This window comes from Paracoccus contaminans (assembly GCF_002105555.1).
Taxonomy (GTDB): domain Bacteria; phylum Pseudomonadota; class Alphaproteobacteria; order Rhodobacterales; family Rhodobacteraceae; genus Paracoccus; species Paracoccus contaminans.
The window spans coordinates 529,428-549,297 of record NZ_CP020612.1; the positions used below are offsets into that span (position 1 = coordinate 529,428).

The window sequence follows — 19,870 nt, forward strand, 5'->3', positions numbered from 1 at the left end:
CCGCCTATCAGCTGATCGCCGGGCAGTTGCTGGCCGCTATCGACAAGGGCATGATCGGGCCCGGATCGGTCCTGCTTGAAAGCCCGATCGCCGCCTATTTCTCGGTCAGCCGGGCGCCGGTGCGTCAGGCGCTGGCGATGCTTGAGGCAGCTGGCCGCATTGCACGGGCGGAGGGCCGCGGCCTTGTCGTTCCCGGCGGCCGACGCAGGGTGTTTCATCCTGACGAGGCGGCGCTGGGTCCGGCCGATCTTGTCCGCGGCCCCGAGGCGCAGGAAGGCCGGGCGCTGTACTACAGGTTTGAACGCGACCTGATCCTGCACGCCACCCAGGGCCGCTTCCGCGTGAACGAATTCGCGCTTGGACGGTCGCTGAACATCGGGCGGCAAGGCGCCCGCGATCTGCTGATGCTGGCCGAGCGGAACGGCATCATCGAACGGGGCGATCGGAACATGTGGCGCGTGGTGCGCCTTGACGCCGCCCGCTTTGATAATCTCTACGAATTGCGCAAACTGCTCGAGCCGCACGCGATCGCCGCCTGCGCGGGGCATGTCGATCCGGCGATCCTGGATGCCATGCTGGCTCGGCTGGATGTGGCGCCCGCCGATCCCGACCCCGAAATCCTCGACCGTCTGGAGCGCGACCTGCATGTCGATCTGATCGAATCGACGCCCAACCCCGAAATCTTCGAGGGGCTGCGGCGGACGCGGTCGATCCTCGTGGCGGGCAAGCATGTCCAGCGCGCGCTCGGACGGAACCCTGACGCATTCACCGACGAGCACAGGCAGATCCTGCTGGCCCTGCGCGATGGCGACGGGCGGGCGGCGGCCGGCGCGATGCTTTCGCATCTCGAACTGTCGCGGCTCAAGGCGATCGAACGGCTGGCCGCCTATCAGCCCCGCCTTGCAGCCGATGGTGTCGACTGGCTGCGGCCCGATGGCTGAGCCCTGCCCCGGCGGCCCGCGGCGATATCCGCCGCCGCATGATCGAGTTGGTCGATTACCTGCACGAGCGTTTCATCGATCCCGCGACGATCCGGGGCGCCGCCTCCATGCCCCCTCCTCGATGCCCGGCTTCTTGATCAAGATGAATCCTGAGAGCCTTGAGGCATACCGTTTCGGCAGTGCTTGAACACATCGCGCGCCCTGGGGACCGGAAGGGACCGATGATGAAGAACGAGCCGGCATGGCCACAAACGGTTCGAGGGCCAGATGGGGTTTCGGACTTTGCCCCGCGCCGCAGTTCGGCCCCAAGGAGGGCATCATGAAGAAAGCACCGCGCATCTTCATGCCGGCTGCGCGGCCGCCGTCCCGCCGGATGGAACGCATGTCGTTCATCCGCCGGCCAAGGGCCAAATCGGCGCAGGCTTCTCGTTCTACCAGACCACCGAGTCCATCAGGGTCCGGCGCGCTGTCGCAAGATGGGCTTCCAGCGCAGCGGCGGCACCAGGGGTATCGCCGGCCAGAGCGGGGGCGATGATTGCCAGATGCTCGACCACCGCGGCGCGGTTGCGGCGCAACTCGTCCTGCTTGTTCCAGCGGTAATGGAAATGCACGATGATCGAAATCATCCGGCCGAAATCCAGCATGAAGCGATTGCCTGCCGCGGCGCAAAGCAGCCCGTGGAAACGCGCATCCAGCGCGGGAAAGCCCGTCAGGGCGGCATCAGGTCCATCGGCGAGGGCGCGGTGCGCCGCATCCAGCGCCTCAAGCCTGGCCCGCATTTCCCCCCCTTGCGCGCAGGCCGCGACGAGGCGCGGAAGGGCGGAACGCTCGAACAGTTCGCGGACAGTGAAGATCTCTTCGGCGAAATCCCGAGTGAACCCCTTCATCACCCAATGCCGGTTCGGGTGCTTTTCGATAAGCCCGAAGGGTTCGAAGCGGATCAGGAATTCGCGCACCGCGGCAAGCGGCACATGAAAGCGCCGGGCCAGTTCCGTCTCGCTGAAGGTCGTGCCGGGGGGCAGGTCGCCGTGCAGCACCCATTCCAGGAACGGCTCCTCGATCAGCGCCTGCCGCGGCCGGGTTTCGGCGCTGTCGAAGCGATCGCCCGGGCCGGGTTGGCGCAGCAGCAGCTTGCGGCGGCCATCCCAGGACAAGATGCCGGTTTCGACCAGATGCGCCAGAATCGCGCGGATCGTCGTCCGGCTGGCACCGAGTTCCGTCGCCAGCCTTTCTTCCGAACCCAGCACGCTGCCGGTCTCCATCCCGTCCAGCCGGTCGAGCAGGCGGTTCACCTGCATCCTGAACAGGTTCCTGTCGCGCGCCATCCCGCTGCCCTCGCAAGCGCCGCCGAGGCGCCGGATTTCATTTGACGTGATTTGTCCTTATTAAATAAAGAACAGAAAAACCCGCAAGCACCAATCCGATTACATCAGAAAGCCGCTTCATGAGCCTGATGAAAGCCCTTGTCTGCGTCGAGCCAGGCCGGTTTGAAAGAACCGAGCGCCCGCGCCCGCAGGCCCGTCCGGGGCATCTGCGCATCCGCATCGGCCATGTCGGCATCTGTGGCACCGATTATCACATCTATGGCGGGCAGCAGCCTTTCCTGTCCTATCCCCGGGTGATGGGGCACGAGCTTTCGGGCCGGTCGCTGGACCCTTCGGCGGATGGGCGCATCGCTGGGGGCGATCTGGTCGTCGTGAACCCGTACCTGGCATGCGGCGCGTGCCATGCCTGCGTAATCGGCAAGCCCAATTGCTGCGAAAGGATCGCGGTCCTGGGGGTGCATACCGACGGCGGCATGTGCGAGGAAATCCTCATCCCCGAGGGGAACGCCTATGGCGCCGAAGGGCTGGACGAAAAGGCCGCCGCCATGGTCGAGTTCCTGGCGATCGGCGCCCATGGCGTGCGCCGTGCCCGGCTGCGGCCAGGATCGACCGCCCTGGTTGTAGGCGCCGGCCCGATCGGGCTGGGAGCCGCGATCTTTGCCGCGATCGAGGGGGCGGATGTCACGCTGCGCGACCGCTCGGCCTCGCGGCTGAAGCTTGCCGGCCGGGCCTTGCCGCATGCGCGCCTCGAACTGGTCGGGCAAGAGGCATCGGGTGCCTATGACGCAGTATTCGACGCCACCGGCAGCATCGCGGCAATGAATGCCGGGCTGGACCGGGTGGCCCATGGCGGCGCCTATGTCCTGCTGTCCGTGGTCAAGGGCGACCTGCAGTTCCCCGATCCCGAGTTTCACAAGCGCGAAGTCACGCTTCTGGCCAGCCGCAACGCGCTCAAGGCCGATTTCGAGCATGTGATGGCCAATATCCGCAATGGCCGCGTGCAGGTGGATGCGCTGGCCACCCATGAAACCGGCTTTGACAGCGCCGTGACCGATCTGCCGCTATGGGCAGAGGATCGCGGCACCCTGATCAAGGCCATCATCCGTGTCTGAAACGGCTACTCCGATCCTGCAGTGCGGCACCTCGCGCGTTCTGCAGGCCCATGCGGACCTGTTCTTGTCCGAGGCAGACACTGCGGCCATTATCGTGGCCCAGAGTTCGTGCGATCCGTCCTCGGCGGCTGGCAGCCCCGGCCGCGCCGGGCGGTCATCAAGTTCGCATCTGCGACCTGCGAGACGGGTAGCCGCGTGAAGAGAAGGTCTGTGTGATTGACCTGCCCCGGGATTTTTCCTCCATCTGCGACTAGAGTCCGATCCAACGCGAGGACGGACGAGGATGAAGAAGTCACGACGGACCGAGGAACAGATGCTCTGACCCCGGATAACTCCTCCATCTGATGCTAGAGTCCGGCCCGAGGAGAGGACCGGACCATGAAGCGATCAAAGTTCACCGAGGAGCAGATCATCGGGATCCTGCGAGAGCAGGATGCTGGGGCGAAGACGGCGACCTTTGTCGTCGACACGGGATCAGCAGCGCCACGTTCTACGCCTGGAAGGCCAAGTTCGGCGGGATGGACGTTTCGGACGCGAAGCGGCTGAAGGCGCTCGAGGAGGAGAATGCCCGGCTGAAGCGTCTGCTGGCGGAGTCGCTGCTCAACCAGGCGGCGCTGAAGGACCTTCTCTCGCGAAAGTGGTGACGCCCGCCGCCAGGCGCGAAGCCGTCGCGACCCTCGTGGAACACCACGAGATGAGCGAGCGGCGGGCGTGTGCCGTGATCGGCGCAGACCGGACCTCGATCCGATACCGCAGCCGACGCCCCAATGATCACGATCTGCGCGAGCGCCTGCGGGCGCTGGCGTCCGAGCGGCGCCGGTTCGGCTACCGGCGGCTGCATGTTCTGCTGCGGCGGGAGGGCCATGTCGTGAACCGCAAGAAGACCCAGCGCCTTCTACCGCGAGGAGGGCCTGTCGGTGCACAAGCGAAGGGGACGGAAGAAGGCGACCGGCACGAGGGCGCCGCTGCTGACGGTGGCCGTGCCGAATGCGCGCTGGTCGGTCGACTTTGTCCACGACCAGTTCGCCCACGGCAGGCGGTTTCGGATTTTCAACGTGATCGACGATGTCACCAAGGAATGCCTGGCGGCTGTCGTCGACACATCGATCTCTGGCCGGCGCGTTGCACGGGAACTGACGGCGCTCATCGCCCGGCGCGGAAAGCCCGACCTGATCGTCAGCGATCATGGCACCGAGTTCACCTCTAACGCGATGCTGGCCTGGAGCGAGGAGACGGGCATCGCCTGGCACTTCATCGCGCCGGGCAAACCGATGCAGAATGGGATCTGCGAAGCGTTCAACTCGAAGATGCGCGATGAGCTTTTGAACGAAACACTGTTCTTCGGCCTCGATCATGCCCGCAGCGTGGTTGCTGCCTGGGTGGCGGACTATAACGCCACCCGGCCCCATTCCGCGCTCGGCTACCAGACCCCCGTGGCATATGCCGCCCAACTCGCCGCAATGGGCGATCCGCTTCGCGCACCCGAACCGCTGCGCAGATCGCCCATTGCTCCGTCGGCGCAGCCGCGCCAAATTCAACCGCCGACTCTGGTTTCAGACGGATGAACATCGGGGGTCACAGCAAGACGGATCAGAAAACAGTCGGGGGACTGTTTTCCCGTCGAATGGGCATGGCCAGTTCGCCTGCGGGCGGCGTTTTCGGCTGCTGAACGTGGTCGATGAGGTCACGTGTGAATGCCTCGTGTCGATCCCGTTCGCCATGGGCCTCGGACCAATGGCGGCTCCATAGCTCACCATCCATCTCGGGACGTCGCGTTGCCCGGGAACTGACCGCCCTGATCGAGCGCCGCGGGAGACCCGGGATGGTCGTCAGCGATCGACGAGGACCAGAAAACGATCCGGGGAATCGTTTTCCCGAGGAGGGGGACAGAGCTGACCTCGAATACGATCCTGAAGTGGTGCGCCGAGCACAAGATCGAATGGCACTACATCGCGTCCGGCAAGCCGATGCAGAACGGGGTCGTCGAAAGCTTCAACGGTCGAATGCGGGATGAATTCCTGAACGAGATCCTGTTCCACAACATCGCCATGCCCGTGACCGGATCGCTGCCCGGGTCACCGATTACAACACCGAAAGGCCCCACTCGGCCTTGGGCTACCGGACCCCCGTAGGGTTTGCCGCGCACCTGAACCCCGCAATCGCCCGACCCGCCCCAACAGGCGTGGACAATCGCCGGGCTCATGTCGCCGATGGATGAAAATTCAATGATAGATCAGGGGGACTAGTCGAATATTAACTAGGTATTGACAAGAATTTCAAAAGAAAATCCCGACGGACTACCTCGGAACCTAAGCATTTGATATTCTTGTCGGCATTTTTGGTTGCGGGGGCAGGATTTGAACCTACGACCTTCAGGTTATGAGGCTATGCTATTGATATTGCTCGATTCATTACGAATCAACGACTTGCGCCACAACCGTTTGTTATCGCGCGCTTTGCTTCCAGCATTCGGCGACTCTCATCGTGCTTCGCCGCGCGGGAAAGGCGCTCAAAGGGCGTCCATCTGTTGAGTTGGCGTTGAGTCAAAGTAGTGGCTTGAGCGCCGTTGCTACCCAAGCTGAAGGATCGAAATGGGCGGAAAGCGGTCGCCCGCTGCTAATGCAAACGAACCAACCGCTCGATCACATTCCGAACATTCACTTCGCGCTCCTGGGAGTACGCAGCTCCACCCGCGCGGAGAATACGATATCAACTATGCGCTATCGCCTCCACTCTCATAATTAGTGATTACTCTGTCTCCGCCAAGAGAGGACGGCGTCTTCCGTTCCCGCAACCGGCTCCGCGTCACGCCAACGATCCCAGAAATCGACTGTCGCGCTATTTGGTTTGAAGCGTGGCGCAGACACGACCACTCGTGTCGGTAGCAAGCTAGCATCACCAACCACCAGCGCTTCACCAATGTCGAGGACCGGAAGGAGATCACCAAAACCGCCGAGGCTGTCAGGCAACAGCCGTTTGATGACGGATTGATCATCCCCGTTCGTCAGCCGCATAGCGATCACATTGTTGCATTGGCTGAGGACGGTGCGGTTGACCTCGGACGGTCTCTGACTGATGACCACCAGCCCGACCCCATACTTCCGCCCCTCTTTGGCAATCCGCTCGAAAATCCCGACCGAAATCTCATCGGCTGACTCTGACGATGCCCGCTCGGGGATATACAAATGCGCCTCATCGCAGAACAATGCGATAGGATGACGGCTGTCCGGTGGCGTCCACTGGCTCACGGTGAAAATCAGCCGAGCGATCAGGCTGACCATGAGCGGAAGTATGTCGGACGGCACTTCCGAGAAATTGATGATCTTGACCCCACCCTTGCCATCTTCTTGTGATCCGCGCCCGCCAATCAGTAAGTGCGTGACTTGCGACAGCCACGCCATATCCATGCATGCTTCTGGCGGTTGGAATATGAACCCGAGACGGCGATCATTTCTCTTGGCTTCAAATCGTGCTATCAAACGGCTCAGCTTGTCGAAGTAAGGCCCCTGTTTCTCTTTATTTCCCGCACCTGGTACCATTTGTTCATTCAGGTTTGATAGCTCCTGATAAACTGCATCAATACTGAATGGCACCGGACTATCGATGGTAAAATTAGCTAGAATATCGGCGTGCTGCTCCGGGTTGAGCATCATGCGCTTTGCATCGGTGATGCAACGCGTCATTAGCATTGCTTGGTTCGGGGCGTTCTGATCGGACCGATCAACGAACAAGGAAACCAATGCCTCATAGCCGAGAAGCCAGAACGGAAGATGTAGAACACCATCAGCCAGCCCACGATCCTGTCCAATGTCCCCCGGCCCAGCGATCCGCAGGTGTCGAAATTCATCACTATCCAAGGTCTGGTACTCACCATGGATATCGAACAAAATAACGTTGGCTTGCGGAAGTTCGGCAATCTGGTCCAGAAGCCGCGCAGTTGTATATGATTTGCCGCTTCCGGTGCTTCCGACTACAATGGCATGACGCTGGAAAAGGCGGTTTCCGTTCAAGAACGCCCGTGCATCCTCATCCAGCGCATAGCGGCCAAGATCAAGCTGAGGGCCGTCGCCAGAAACCTGCGAAATGACCTGCATGAAGTCCGTCAGCCGCTGACCTTCTAGGGCAAAGCAGTCCGCATCGATTTCGGGCACAGTCTCAAGGGTACGCTTGAAGACGTTCTCTTTCAGCCCTTCCTTGTCGACGAGTGTCCCAATCAGAGCAACTCGCACGAGGTTGTTCTCGGGAAGAGTGGCTTCCGGGTCTTCTTCAGCACCATCTATGGTCGACTCGTCGCCTGCCTTGCGTGTAATGCGTGAGACAATCCCGATCAGGTGCTGCCCAGCCTTCGAGCTCCTGATCGCCGTCAGTCGATTGACCTGAATCCGCTTGAGACGTTCAAGTTCATCAACGCGCACAGTCACTGTCGCCGTATCCACGGCGATAATCTTACCAAGGCTTTCATCATCATCAAAATCGAGAATGCCCATCTTTTCCTCCTAAAACCCGATCAATTCGTTTAACGTAGGCAACGCCCAATACTTGCCGCCGGTAATAACTACGCCGTCCGGGTTGTCGCGGTTATATACCATTGTTCCATCATCGTGGTCTTCGAGCGCGAGGTAGTGACGCCCGGCGCCATTCCTGAGAAAGGCTTTCGCTTCGTCCGTCAGGGTGCGCGCGGCCACTAGGATCGAAGCATTATGCACACGGCACCGAGTCATTAACTTCGGATGAATATGGCTGTCGCGGAAACCGTAACCTATGCAGATAAATGCGCTAGCAGCACTCAGCACACGATCGGCGCCCTGAATCGCGCTCCGAAAGGGCTCGTCGTGCGTCCTCTGATACTTGCTGACGCCGGGCGTGACGATCAGGGGAACCAAACCATCCGGAAGCTCGCTCGTCATTGGCAGAGACATCACGCCCCCATGTGGGTCTGAGAACCAGTCGAGAGAGCCGTGAACTTTCCAGACCGTCACCGTACGAGCCAGGTTCGCTCCCTGCTTAAAGATCAGGTTCTCCGCCCCATCGCTGCGGCGCAGATAACCCGGAAGAAACCCTGTGCTGTGTATGTAACCACCTGTGTCAGCGGCATACTCTGCGACGCGGTCATAGTTCGTGGTTACAACATGGATATTGCGGTTTGTACTTCGAAACAATCCCGCGAACAGGGAGCGGAGAGGAAAGGCCGCTTCTGTCTTTATCGCTGACTTGAGGAGAGTGTAGTCATCCTGAGCGATGAAGTCCCAAGTGCTACGGACGATCTTTACGACCAGTGATTCGGGCAATGCCTTATTTTCTAGCGCGGCCTCTAAGTGATCGCCCGACGCCATGGCGGTTCTTACCAGCGTCCAGGCATCAATTTCCGGTCCTTGGTCGGCCTGAACATTGTCGCGGAGCCAAATTGCCAAGTCCCCCATGCCGCGAATGCCATGAGGAATCGATGCGCCGCTCCCCAACACAATAACCGGGTTTCTCTGTGCACAGCTTTGGCATTGCTTCGCGAGGTCATCGAGTTCCACAGGTCTATTCACTCTTCGATAATGGCGCTTAGATTACGAACGAATGAACCATGCCGGTATCAGCTTGGCTCACAAGCCGACGGGGGGCAATCTTCCTTTGCTCTGCCAGGGCCCGATTCGGGGAAGCGCGCAGCTGCCATAGCCATCATCAAGGGGCTGGTTAGGGCCGCATGTGGCTTCTGCATCACCCAATCTCCAGTTCCGGCAGCCCGTTCACGATCTTCATCGTCTCCAGGCTCACCGTGATCACCCGCTGGAACAGCTCCAGGGGGTAGCGGGGGTTGCCCACCGTCTCGTTGGCGTAGTCGTTGGGGTCGTTGGTGATGCCGCTGGCTGGGTCGGTTTTCACCACCTGGCGCTCCATCACCCAGTCGAGGGCGGGTTTGCCGTTCACGACGTAGTCCCAGGCAGCGAGGGGGATGTTCTGCATGGTGATGCGATCGTTGTAGATGACGGTGGTGCGGTCCTTGGTCTTGCCCTTGCCGCCGAGCTTCATCTTTTTGACGCGGTAGAACTTCGCCGGGTCGGCCTGCGCCTCGGGGACCAGGCGGTGGTCGCCTTCCTTGAAGGTCACCATGTAGGGCTCGACGCTTTCAAAATTCACATGCAGGTGGCCGAGGGCGCGGCCAGCGTCGCGGAAGGCGGCGAAGTCGGCAAAGCTCTTCACCGCCGGGATGCGGGGCAGTTGCTTGGCGAGGTTGTTCTTGAAGCGTTCGCGGTAGTCGGGCGAATGCAGCAGGCCGTAGATGTAATAGAACAGGTCTTCCTTGCTGATCGCCTCGCCCGGATAGGCGGCCTGAAAATTCGCGAGGCCGGCATCGGTGATGGCATCGCGGCGGGTGAGGCCGGTGGTCTGATCGCCCGCAGTGGCGAAGAGGCCGTCATCGGGTCGGGTCTCTTCGTAGAGATAGAGGGAAAAGCATTGGCCAGTGTCGTGATGGTGGAAGTTCGGCAGTCTGTTCACCAAAAGCGCCGAGAAATCTGTTTTAACGCCAATGCCAGTAAGATGAATGACTAAGTTCTGAGCATCTGCATTCGGGAAGATGCGAGGCATTTGATAAACGCGCTCATTGAGCCTTCGGTTGAAATACTGCCATTGGGGCTGGAAGGGGCGGTAGATGGCAGACCGAACTGCGTCATCTCGGAAGCCAAGCGATCTTGCTCTCGCCAAGTCAGCCTTCAGATTGCCGGTCCAACTAATCTTTTGGGTATCGTCCGATACAAACTTGTCGATATCCTTTGGCTTGCCAGCAGTCTCGTATCGGACGATCTCGACATTATAGAAATCGATCATGCGTTCCATATTCGCGGCCAGCTTGCTGCGGCTTGCGTTATAGGCCCACGAATCGCGGGCACTCAGGATGCCTTGGGAGTAGTTTTCGAAAAGCCCCTGCTCTTCGCCCCGCTTTGCGCCGAGAATCGGAAAGCGATCGAAGCTGCTGTCGACCTGATCGAGCCAATCGTTGTTTTCGTCCGGCGTGATGCGCCGCCATCCCTTCGCCTTGGTGACACCGTCAACTGAGCCGAAACCGCGGATGATGTTCAGCTTCTGCTTTTGGTCAAGATAATCGCCGATGTCATGGAAGTGGATGCGGCCCGTCTCGGCGGCATCGGGGTTCTTGACGAAGACCGAAATGGCGATAGGGGCGCGGCTACCTGAGCCGAAAATCTTGCCGCCCTCTCTCCGGGACAGTTCACCAGACGTTCGCTGGTTGCCGCGCAGGTGGAAAACGTAGAGGTCGCTGAACTCTTCAGCAAGGCATTTGCGCAAGCCGTCAGCGGCGTTGCCATCCACCCATCCGGCGTTCGATACATAGGCCATGACACCGGCATCACCGATACGATCGCTGGCCCAGCGAATTGCGCGAATATAGCTGTCATAGAGCGCCTTCTGAAGGGTCGCCTTTGACGCAACCGCATATGTGTCGCGAATGCGCTCATCAAGCTCTGGGTAATCGACGTTCTTGGCGTTGTCGTTTTCGTTCTTTTGCCCTGCCGAATAAGGCGGGTTTCCGATAATCACGCGAATATCCAACGCCTTCTGCTTGGCCCGGCGTTCCGAGTTGTCGGGCAGGAGGTTGGCGACCATGTCGCGCTCCTGCTCATACATCTGGAAAGTGTCGGTCAGCAGGATGCCGGTGAAGGGGTGATAGGGCGCATCGGCCTGCAGCCCACCCTGAGCCAGTTCGTGATAGACGGTCTCGATATTCACGGCGGCAATGTAATAGGCCAGCAGCACGATCTCATTGGCATGGATCTCGTGCTTGTATTTATGCGCAAGCTCATCCGGGGCGATCAGGCCCGATTGCAGCAGCCGGGTGATGAAGGTGCCAGTGCCGGTGAAGGGGTCGAGGATATGCACACCCTTTGACCCCAGCGTCTGGCCGAACTGCGCCTTCAGCACGTCATTGACGGAATGGATGATAAAATCCACCACCTCGACCGGGGTATAGACGATGCCAAGACGCTGGGCCAGGCGCGGGAAGGCGTTGCGGAAGAAGCGGTCGTAAAGCTCGGTGATCAGGGTCTGGCGGCCCTGGGCGGTCTTCACGCCCTCGGCACGGCGGGCGACGCTGGCATAGAACTTGTCGAGGCTTTCCGCTTCCTTGGCGAGGTTGTGTTCATGTAGCTGGCCGAGCACCGTCTCCATGGCGCGGGAGACGGGGTTGGCTTCGGTGAACTTGCTGTCCTTGAACAGAGCGTCAAAGACCGGCTTGGTGATCAGGTGCTGGGCCAGCATCTCGATCGCGTCGGCCTCGGAGATCTCGGGGTTCAGGTCGTCATGCAGCTCATCCAGGAAGGCACGGAAGGCGGTCTGTTCCGGGCCGGGCTTGGCGGTGATGGTGGTGATGCGGGTGATATGGGTCTGGGCGATCTTGGCGATGTCCTTGGCCCAGCTGTCCCAGTAATCGCGGGTGCCGCATTTTTCGACGATCTTCGCCATGATGGCGCGGGTGAACTCGTCAAAGACGAAACTGCCCTGTTCGGGGCCGAGATCGGTGATGGTCGGGTCGCGGCCTTCCTGGCCGATCCCGGCGCCGGTCTTTTCCGCGCGGGTCTTGCTGGTGGAGAAGTCATCGACCACGGCGGTCAGCTCGCGCAGCTCGGATTCGGAGGAGATGCGCACCAGTTCGACCTTGTCGCTGATATCCTCGCCCAGCTTAGCCTGGTTGATGCGGGCGTCGAGGCGTTCGTCATGGGCGCGCAAGGCGTTCAGGATCTGCCAGACGACCTGATAGCGCTCATTGTCCTTCAGCGCCTCTTCGGGGGTGGTGTCGGGCGGGATGGCGACGGGCAGGATGACATAGCCCATCTTCTTGCCCTCGGCCCGGCGCATGACGCGGCCGACCGATTGCACCACGTCGATCTGGCTTTTGCGCGGGTGCATGAACATGATCGCGTCCAGCGCGGGCACATCCACGCCCTCGGACAGCACGCGGGCATTGGTCAGGATCCGGCAGGTATCCTCGCCCGCATCGGCCTTGAGCCAGTTCAGCATCTCATCGCGGGCGGTGGCGTTGAAGGTGCCGTCGATATGGCGCACCTCGGTCGTCAGGTGGCGGGCATCGTCGATCAGCTCGCTGCCGGTATATTCATCGACAACCTTGGTGAACTCGTCCTCGATGATCTTCGACTTGGCGATGGTCTGGCAGAAGGCCAGCGCGCGGCGCATGGGGCGTGGATCGAAGGCCAGGTCTTCGGCCAGGTCGGCCTTGGTCAGCGCCTTGTAACAGCCGATGATCTTGGTCGCGTCATCGAGGGTCAGCTCCGGCCCGTCCTTGAGGCGGTTCTGGATGGTGGTCGAGATCAGCCCCTCATCGACGGCCAGAACCACGACCTTGTAATCGGTCAGCAGGTTGTTCTCGACCGCCCAGCCAAAGCCCCGGTGGAACAGATCCTTGCCGAACTTGTCCTCATCATCCATCGAGGCCAGTTCGGCATCGTGGTCATCGGCCTTGCGCCGCGCGGCATCGCCGAAGATGCGCGGCGTCGCGGTCATGTAGAGGCGCTTTTTCGCCGCCACATGGTCGTTGCTGTGGATGCGCACGAAGGTGCTGTCGTCTTCGTCCTTCAGCGTGACGCCGGTGGTGCGATGCGCCTCGTCGCAGATCACCAGATCGAATTCCGGCAGGCCATGGGTTTTCTGGGCGCGGGTCAGCACGTCGATCGAATGATAGGTTGAGAATACCACGGTCATGCGGTTGGACGGCGCCGCCGCGACCTGCTGGGTGAGCTTCTGCGGATCAGTGGTTGCCGGGAAGGCCAGATCATGGACATTCAGATCGAGGCTGTCGGCATCGGCATTGCGCCCGATCCTCACATCCGAGCAGGCCGAAAACGCGGTGAACTCCTGCTGGCGGTCATTGCTCCATTCGCGCACGGTCTGCGACATCAGCGCCAATGATGGCACCATGAACAGCACCCGCTTGCCCGGACCCGCCAGGGCTTCGGCGATCCGCAGCCCGGTGAAGGTCTTGCCAGTGCCGCAAGCCATGATCAGCTTGCCGCGATCGGCTTCCGCCAGCCCCTCGGTCACGGCCTTCAGGGCATCGCGCTGGTGCGGACGCAGCTGTTTCTTCGGGGCGAGGCTGACGGTGCCGGTGCGCAGGAACTGCGACCAGTCGATGCGGCTGGCCTCCAGCTCGCTGATGCTGATGCGGTTCCAGTCTTTCGACAGCTTGTCGAGCGTCCCGCTGGCGTTCTTGCCGAATTCCTTCTGCGTGGTGTCGGCAATGATCAGCCGCGTAAACAGATCATTGGAGGCGGCCGAGATGAAGCTGTCGATATCGGGCTTCTGAATCGTGTGATTGGGCGCATAGAATTTGCACTGGATCGCAGCATAACCCGAGCCATCGGCCAGCGTCGCCACCAGGTCGATGCCGGTGTCGGCCTTGCTCCAGCCCTGCTCCTTCGCCCATTGGGCAAAAGGCACAACGGCGGAATAGTATTGCTTTTGCGCATCGTCGTTTTCCAGATAAACGCGAACGACCCGCTCAAAGTAATCGCCCTTCTCGCGCTCGGACCGGGCAGCCTGGCGGTAGGAATCCAACAAATCACGCAACTGCATCAGTACCGCCTGTCCCGGAACAAGGTTTTCTTTTTATCATCAGGCGCTCGAGGGCCTGAAACAGAACCTAGCCGCCCGTTGCGGTTGAATCCATATGCAACTGACCGATTCCCTCCCGTCCTCCGCCCCCCGATGCCCCCCTTCCACCCGACCGGCGCGGATTGTGCCCTTCCGGCGCCGGTCCGCGCCTGTCTTCCGGTCTGGGAATCATCTCGTTGATAAGCCGGCGCTTCTACGCCTGTGTCGGAGCGGAAAACGGAGTGCAGGGCATTGCGAAACAGAGAAAGACTGACGGAAAAACTGGTCCGGGCGGCTGAGCCGCGGTCGAAGGCATGGCAGATTTTCGACAGCGATGTGCTGGGGCTGTCGATCTGCATCTATCCATCCGGCGGGCGCAGCTTCATGTTCGACTACCGCGCGGCCGGGCGGCAGCGGCGGCTGACCATCGGGCGCTGGCCGGAATGGAACGTCACCGCCGCGCGCGAGCGCGCCAAGGCGCTGCGCCGCGATGTCGATGGCGGGCTGGATCCGCTGGCCGAGCGTGAGGAAATCCGCGAGGCGCCGCGCTTTCCCGATCTGGTGGCGCGCTACCTGCGCGAACATGCCACGCATCTGGCGCCGCGCAATGCCGCCGATCAGGCATCCATGCTGCACAAGCTGATCATGCCGCACTGGAAGCACCGGCTGGTGGCCGAGATCGAGCCGGCGGATGTCGAACGGGTGCTGAACCTGATCGCCGAGGGGCGCTCCCGCCCTGCCAAGAAGAAACCAAAGACCAAGCGCCGCACCCCGCTGAAGCCGCCAAAGCCCACGCCTGTGCGGGCCAATCGCGCCGGCGAGATGCTGCGCCGGGTCTTCAACCTCGCCATCGCATGGCGGATGCGCCCGGACAATCCGGCGGTGGGCTTTCGTCGCCGCGTCGAGACCGAGCGCGAGCGGTTCCTCGACATGGAGGAGATCGCGCGGCTTAGCGAGGCGCTGGGCGCGGCCGAGGACCAGCGCGGCGCCAGCATCATCCGCATGTGCATGCTGACCGGGGCTCGGCTGGGCGAGGTCCGGACCGCGCGCTTCGAGCATTTCGATCTGGAGCGCAACACATGGGTGAAGCCCGCCGCCAATACCAAGCAGCGCCGCATTCACCGCGTGCCGATCTCGGCAGAGACAGCGGCCTTGGTGCGCACGCGGCTTTCCGCCGTGCCGGTCGGCTGCAACTGGCTGTTTCCCGGTGATGTCGCCGACAAGGACCAGCCAGTGCAGGAGATTCGCCGCTTCTGGAAGGGCATTCAGGATCAGGCCGGGCTGCCCGGAGTGCGCATCCATGACCTGCGCCACACCTTTGCCTCGCTCTTGGTCAGCGGCGGCGCCTCACTCGAGATGATCGGCAAGCTGCTGGGCCATTCGCAATCCAGCACCACCATGCGCTATGCGCATCTGATGGATTCGCCGCTACGGGCCGGCGTCGATGCGGTGGCCGACATGATGCGGATACGGCCGAGGCTCGTGCATTCAGCACCCCCGGCCGAGGAGGTCACGCCTCCGCGTTCAGCATCCGCAAGATCGGGCTGACCCGCTTGCGGACCGTGCTTTCGTCGGGCGCATCACCATCCGTGCTGTTGGCAATGAACCAGTCCAGCATTTCACCTACGAGGTCGGCCTGTTTCTCGGGCAGGCCGCGCTGGAAGAGGCGCAGGATCAAGGCGCCATAAAAGCCCTCCCAATCATAGCTTTTGGTCGGGTTGGAGTTGACCCGGCGAAACACCCCGTGCTCCTCCTCGAAACGCGCCAGCGTGCCGGCCTGAATCAACAGGTCGTCGCGGGTGACCCGCAGCCCGGCATCGGGCAGCGGGATGTGTTTCCACTCGCCGCCGCCCGGCATGCGGACGCGGCGGATCACCCCTTCGCGCGGGCCGGTCCCGCAGCGGCGAAACATCGCCAGAATATCACCCGGCGCAATCACCACCAGGTCCGAGATGATCTCGGCCCCAAAACGCGTGGGCGGGATCGCGATGGTGATATCCAACTGACCGGACATGGCCCATTCGGCGATATCGGCGATATGGCAGTTCCAGCGGGCGGCAGCTTCGGTCAGCGTGTAGATCACGCGGTTTGGCAGAGGCATCGTGTGTTTCCTGAATTGTTGATTTTCTGAAAGGCTTGCCTTTCAAGCCGATGCCTCTGGCACTTCCGCACGCATGGGTTGATTAGGCGCTTCCGCGCAGCGTCAGCACCCCCTGTCTCCGGCAGGCGGCGGCCGGTGCTTCCGGCGTCCCGCCCTGCCCCACCGAATCACACCCAAAAGCCCGCAAACCCCATGAAACATGGGACCGGCGCACATCCGGCGCTTCCGGCGCCGGTCCGCGCCGCGCCGCCGGTCCTCCGCCTGTGCTCTCGCTTGCCCCACAACCACGGGGAAAGGACCGGATGATGACCGATCAGACCATGATCACTGCCGAGACCGGCGCAATCGCCCATGAAGGGCTGCTGGATGACTGGATGCCGCGCAAGGAACTGGCCGGCATCATCGGCATCAGCGCCGACACGCTGAAGCGCTGGGAGACCCGGCGCATCGGCCCGCCCTGCATCCGCATCGGGCGCAAGGTGCTCTATCGGCGCGGCGCCGTGCGCGACTGGCTGCTGGAGCAGGAGAGCCGCAAGACCGCCGGCCGCGGGAGGGCGGCACGATGAGCGGTGGCAGTGATGACCGGCGTCGCCCCGTCGCATGGGCCATCGTCTTCGCGCTGATGCTGATCATGCTCGTGCTTCTCGCCGGGCTGCTGATCTGGGCGCTGGTTGCGGCCGTGGACTGGGAGGCGGTGCTGCGCTTCATCGCGCCCACCGCCTTCGAGACCCGGTCGATCGAGGAAATCCTCGAGGGAGGCCGGCGATGAGCAATCTGATCTCGGCCTCGGTCCAGCGCCGCCTGGTCGGCTCGGCCACGCGCAAATCGGTGCTCAGCTACATGGCCGACAAGGCCGCCGATGACGGCAGTGGTATCTGGACCTCGAAAGCCAATATCGCCCGCGATCTGGAGCTGTCGCGACGCGCCGTGCAGCTGGCGATCCAGGAGCTGATCCGCGACGGGCTGGTCGCCGAAACCGGTCAGCGCGACTGCAAGCACGGCTTCACGGTGGAGTATTCCATCGTGATCGAGGCTGTGGATAACCTGCCCTCGACCCGTGAACCACGTTCACCCCGTGAATCTGATGCACGGGTAACCCGTGAACCAGGTTCACATGACCCCGTGAACCACGTTCACCCGAACCATCCTTATAAAGATACTACTACGCCCCCAGCCGAAGATACGGCTGTGGATAACTCCGACCCGCAGGCACGCTGCCTTGCCGTCGCCGGCCCTGGTCTCTGCCCGGCATCGCGCGCCGCGATCACCGGGACCGCCGAGGAGATCGAGGGCTGGCTGCGCGAGGGGATAGACCTCGAGGCCGACATCCTGCCGGTGATCCGGGCGCGCACGCCGACGATCCGCATCAGCCCGATCCGGACCTGGGCCTATTTTACCGACGCGGTGCGCGCGGCCCATCGCCAGCGCCTGCGCCAGCCGGCAAGGCCGCAAGGCGCAGAGAACGCCGGCGCCCCGGCCAACCCGCAGCTGCGCTTCTATGCCGACTGGGTGAACGCGGATCGCTATCTGCCCCCCAGTGCCATCAGCAACAGCGTCGCGCTGGCCCTGCTGGAGGCCGGGCTGACCAGCGCCGAGCGTCTCGCCCTGCGCGGTGTCCCCGTTCCCGCCCGGCCCGACCCCGCCCGAAAGGACCACCGATGATCACGCCGCGCGAGGTCGAGGACCGTTTCGAGGAAGCTGCGCTGACGCTGCGACGTCTGCCCAACCCGCCCGGATCGGGCGCGCGTGGCTATGGCCGCTCCTGGCCGGATTACGTCCACGAGGCCAGGCATGCCTATGGCTATGAGGAGGCGCGGATGCGGGTGATCCCGAACGCCCGCGAGATCCAGCGCATGGAGGAGGCGCTGGAATGGCTGGCGCTGATCGGCGGCGAGTCCGAGCAGGCCGTGATCGACAACCGCCGCATCGTCTGGATGCGGGCCGAGGGCCACCGCTGGAAGCAGATTTGCCGCGCTGTGGGCTGCGTGCGTTCGACCGCATGGCGACGCTGGACGGCTGCGCTGGTCACCATCGCCAACCGCCTGAACAAACAGCGAAAAACCAGCCGCCGCCCGCACAGCGCCAAAACCAGCGGGGACGCGCGGGGCGCGAAGCGGGACGGCGAGGCCGCGAAGGGGCCGCCGTGAGGGCGCGAAAGGGTTGAACTTAGGGCGCGACAAAAGCAGGCGATACGGGCCATATTCATCCCATGATCGGGGCGAAAGCCGCCCTGCGGCCGCCTACCCCCGGCCTTGGTTCCTCCGCAGCGGCAACGCTATGCGGGGGGCATGAGCGCGCTAGTCCGCTAGCGCCAAAGGATTTTTCTGGGTTTCCACCCGTCGGTTGCCACTTTGGGTTGCCAGGGTTGCCGGCCCCTTCACCGTCCCTCGGACATTCGCCTGTCCGTCACTTTGGACCCGCCTGCCCTGTCGCAGCGGGTCTTTTCTTTTGGAGTTCGCACCTTGCAGATCGAGATGATGCCAACCGGGCAGCTGGTGCCCTATGCGCGCAATGCCCGCACGCATTCGGAAGACCAGATCGCCCAGATCGCGGCCTCGATCACGGAATTCGGCTTCACCAACCCGCTCCTGATCGGCGAGGACAGCGTGATCATCGCCGGCCACGGGAGGCTGATGGCCGCACAGCGGCTGGGGCTTTCCGAGGTGCCGGTGATCGTGCTGGCGCACCTGAACGCAGCGCAGCGCCGGGCGCTGGTTGTCGCGGACAACAAGATCGCGTTGAACGCTGGCTGGGACACCGAGATCCTGCTCGAGCAGATCGAACTGATCCGCGCGGACGGGTTCGACATCGATCTGGTCGGCTTCTCGGATGACGAACTCGGCGAATTGCTCGCGGAAATCGAGGCACCGGAGACGGCCGGAGCCATCGAGAGCGAGGATGACATCCCCGAGCCGCCGGCCGAGCCGGTCTCGCGCCCCGGCGATCTGTGGATCCTCGGGCCCCACCGGCTGCTTTGCGGCGACAGCACCGTGGCGACGGATGTCGAGCGGGTGCTGGGCGGGGTGACGCCGCTGCTGATGGTGACCGATCCGCCCTATGGGGTCGAATATGACCCGAACTGGCGCAACCAGGCCGGCGCATCAGCCACGAAGCGCACCGGCAAGGTGCTGAACGACGACCGCGCCGACTGGCGCGAGGCATGGGCGCTGTTTCCGGGCGATGTGGCCTATGTCTGGCATGGCGCCCTGCACGCGACCACGGTCGCCGACAGCCTGATCGCCAGCGGCTTCAACATCCGCTCGCAGATCATCTGGGCCAAGGATCGGCTGATCCTCAGCCGCGGCGATTACCACTGGCAGCACGAGCCTTGCTGGTATGCCGTTCGCGCCAAGGGCAAGGGCCACTGGGCCGGCGACCGCAAGCAGACCACGCTCTGGCACATCTCGCATCGCGATCAGGATGCCGAGACCGTGCACGGTACGCAAAAGCCGGTCGAATGCATGCGCCGCCCCATCCTGAACAATTCCAGCCCCGGACAGGCGATCTATGAGCCGTTCATGGGATCCGGCACCACGCTGATCGCCGCCGAGACCACCGGCCGCACCTGCCTCGGCATCGAGCTGAACCCGGCCTATGCCGATGTCGCCGTGGAGCGCTGGCAGAACCTCACCGGCGGCGCGGCGGTGCTAGAGGGCGACGGCCGGTCCTTCACCGAAATTTCCGGGGAGCGGTCAAGCGCCAGTCCCGGCACCCCCGCCACGCAGGCCAGCGACCCCGACCCCCAGCCAAAACCCGCGCGCAAGCGCAGAACCGCCGCGTGAG

At 62.6% G+C, this 19,870-nt stretch carries 13 protein-coding genes and 2 pseudogenes; 10 read left to right on the forward strand and 5 right to left on the reverse strand.

Annotation, left to right across the window (positions count from 1 at the left end; genetic code table 11):
* The first annotated feature begins 50 nt into the window (after positions 1-50).
* Positions 51-941: a GntR family transcriptional regulator gene (locus B0A89_RS02520; protein ID WP_240558603.1), complete on the forward strand. Its 891-nt coding sequence runs from the start codon at positions 51-53 to the stop codon at positions 939-941.
* A 431-nt stretch (positions 942-1,372) separates the two neighbouring features.
* Here B0A89_RS02520 and B0A89_RS02525 read toward each other — a convergent pair whose 3' ends face one another.
* Positions 1,373-2,266, reverse strand: a complete 894-nt coding sequence (locus tag B0A89_RS02525) for a GntR family transcriptional regulator (protein ID WP_085376799.1) — start codon at positions 2,264-2,266, stop codon at positions 1,373-1,375.
* 119 nt (positions 2,267-2,385) lie between these two features.
* Here B0A89_RS02525 and B0A89_RS02530 point away from each other — a divergent pair, with 119 nt between their 5' ends.
* From B0A89_RS02530 to B0A89_RS02540, 3 genes and pseudogenes are all read left to right on the forward strand, one after another.
* On the forward strand, positions 2,386-3,378 hold the full coding sequence (locus B0A89_RS02530; protein ID WP_085376800.1) for a zinc-binding alcohol dehydrogenase family protein: 993 nt from the start codon (positions 2,386-2,388) through the stop codon (positions 3,376-3,378).
* 378 nt (positions 3,379-3,756) lie between these two features.
* Positions 3,757-4,943, forward strand: a pseudogene (locus tag B0A89_RS02535) (IS3 family transposase).
* 64 nt (positions 4,944-5,007) lie between these two features.
* Positions 5,008-5,596 (forward strand): annotated as a pseudogene (locus B0A89_RS02540) (integrase core domain-containing protein); the annotation flags it as partial.
* Between the two features lie 523 nt (positions 5,597-6,119).
* On the opposite strand, the gene B0A89_RS02545 reads toward B0A89_RS02540, so the two are convergent.
* The 3 genes from B0A89_RS02545 to B0A89_RS02555 all read right to left on the reverse strand — a co-directional run bounded on the left by B0A89_RS02545 (position 6,120) and on the right by B0A89_RS02555 (position 13,968).
* The gene (locus tag B0A89_RS02545) at positions 6,120-7,865 is read right to left on the reverse strand and encodes an ATP-binding protein (protein WP_085376801.1); all 1,746 of its coding nucleotides are present in this window, start codon (positions 7,863-7,865) and stop codon (positions 6,120-6,122) included.
* Between the two features lie 9 nt (positions 7,866-7,874).
* A complete protein-coding gene (locus B0A89_RS02550; protein WP_157115216.1) occupies positions 7,875-8,900 on the reverse strand; it encodes an SIR2 family protein in 1,026 nt (341 codons plus the stop codon).
* Between the two features lie 184 nt (positions 8,901-9,084).
* Positions 9,085-13,968, reverse strand: a complete 4,884-nt coding sequence (locus B0A89_RS02555; RefSeq protein ID WP_085376803.1) for a DEAD/DEAH box helicase — start codon at positions 13,966-13,968, stop codon at positions 9,085-9,087.
* A 270-nt stretch (positions 13,969-14,238) separates the two neighbouring features.
* Between B0A89_RS02555 and B0A89_RS02560 the strand changes: the two genes are divergently transcribed.
* Positions 14,239-15,534 carry a tyrosine-type recombinase/integrase gene (locus tag B0A89_RS02560; RefSeq protein ID WP_085376804.1) on the forward strand — a complete coding sequence of 432 codons (1,296 nt, stop codon included), beginning with the start codon at positions 14,239-14,241 and terminating at the stop codon, positions 15,532-15,534.
* Here the strand turns inward: B0A89_RS02560 and B0A89_RS02565 are convergent.
* A complete protein-coding gene (locus B0A89_RS02565) occupies positions 15,497-16,069 on the reverse strand; it encodes a hypothetical protein (protein WP_157115217.1) in 573 nt (190 codons plus the stop codon). The two genes, B0A89_RS02560 and B0A89_RS02565, sit on opposite strands and share 38 nt — an antisense overlap.
* Positions 16,070-16,392: 323 nt before the next feature.
* Between B0A89_RS02565 and B0A89_RS02570 the strand changes: the two genes are divergently transcribed.
* The 5 genes from B0A89_RS02570 (at position 16,393) to B0A89_RS02590 (ending at position 19,869) form a co-directional block, all read left to right on the forward strand.
* Positions 16,393-16,653, forward strand: coding sequence for a helix-turn-helix transcriptional regulator (locus B0A89_RS02570; RefSeq protein ID WP_240558605.1), 261 nt, complete (start codon positions 16,393-16,395; stop codon positions 16,651-16,653).
* The gene (locus B0A89_RS02575; protein WP_085376806.1) at positions 16,650-16,856 is read left to right on the forward strand and encodes a hypothetical protein; all 207 of its coding nucleotides are present in this window, start codon (positions 16,650-16,652) and stop codon (positions 16,854-16,856) included. Before B0A89_RS02570 ends, B0A89_RS02575 begins: the two co-directional genes overlap by 4 nt.
* Positions 16,853-17,749, forward strand: coding sequence for a helix-turn-helix domain-containing protein (locus B0A89_RS02580; protein ID WP_085376807.1), 897 nt, complete (start codon positions 16,853-16,855; stop codon positions 17,747-17,749). The genes B0A89_RS02575 and B0A89_RS02580 overlap by 4 nt, the downstream gene beginning before the upstream one ends.
* Positions 17,746-18,234, forward strand: coding sequence for a DUF6362 family protein (locus B0A89_RS02585; protein WP_085376808.1), 489 nt, complete (start codon positions 17,746-17,748; stop codon positions 18,232-18,234). The genes B0A89_RS02580 and B0A89_RS02585 overlap by 4 nt, the downstream gene beginning before the upstream one ends.
* A 330-nt stretch (positions 18,235-18,564) precedes the next feature.
* On the forward strand, positions 18,565-19,869 hold the full coding sequence (locus B0A89_RS02590; RefSeq protein ID WP_231565620.1) for a site-specific DNA-methyltransferase: 1,305 nt from the start codon (positions 18,565-18,567) through the stop codon (positions 19,867-19,869).
* Position 19,870: the final 1 nt, after the last annotated feature.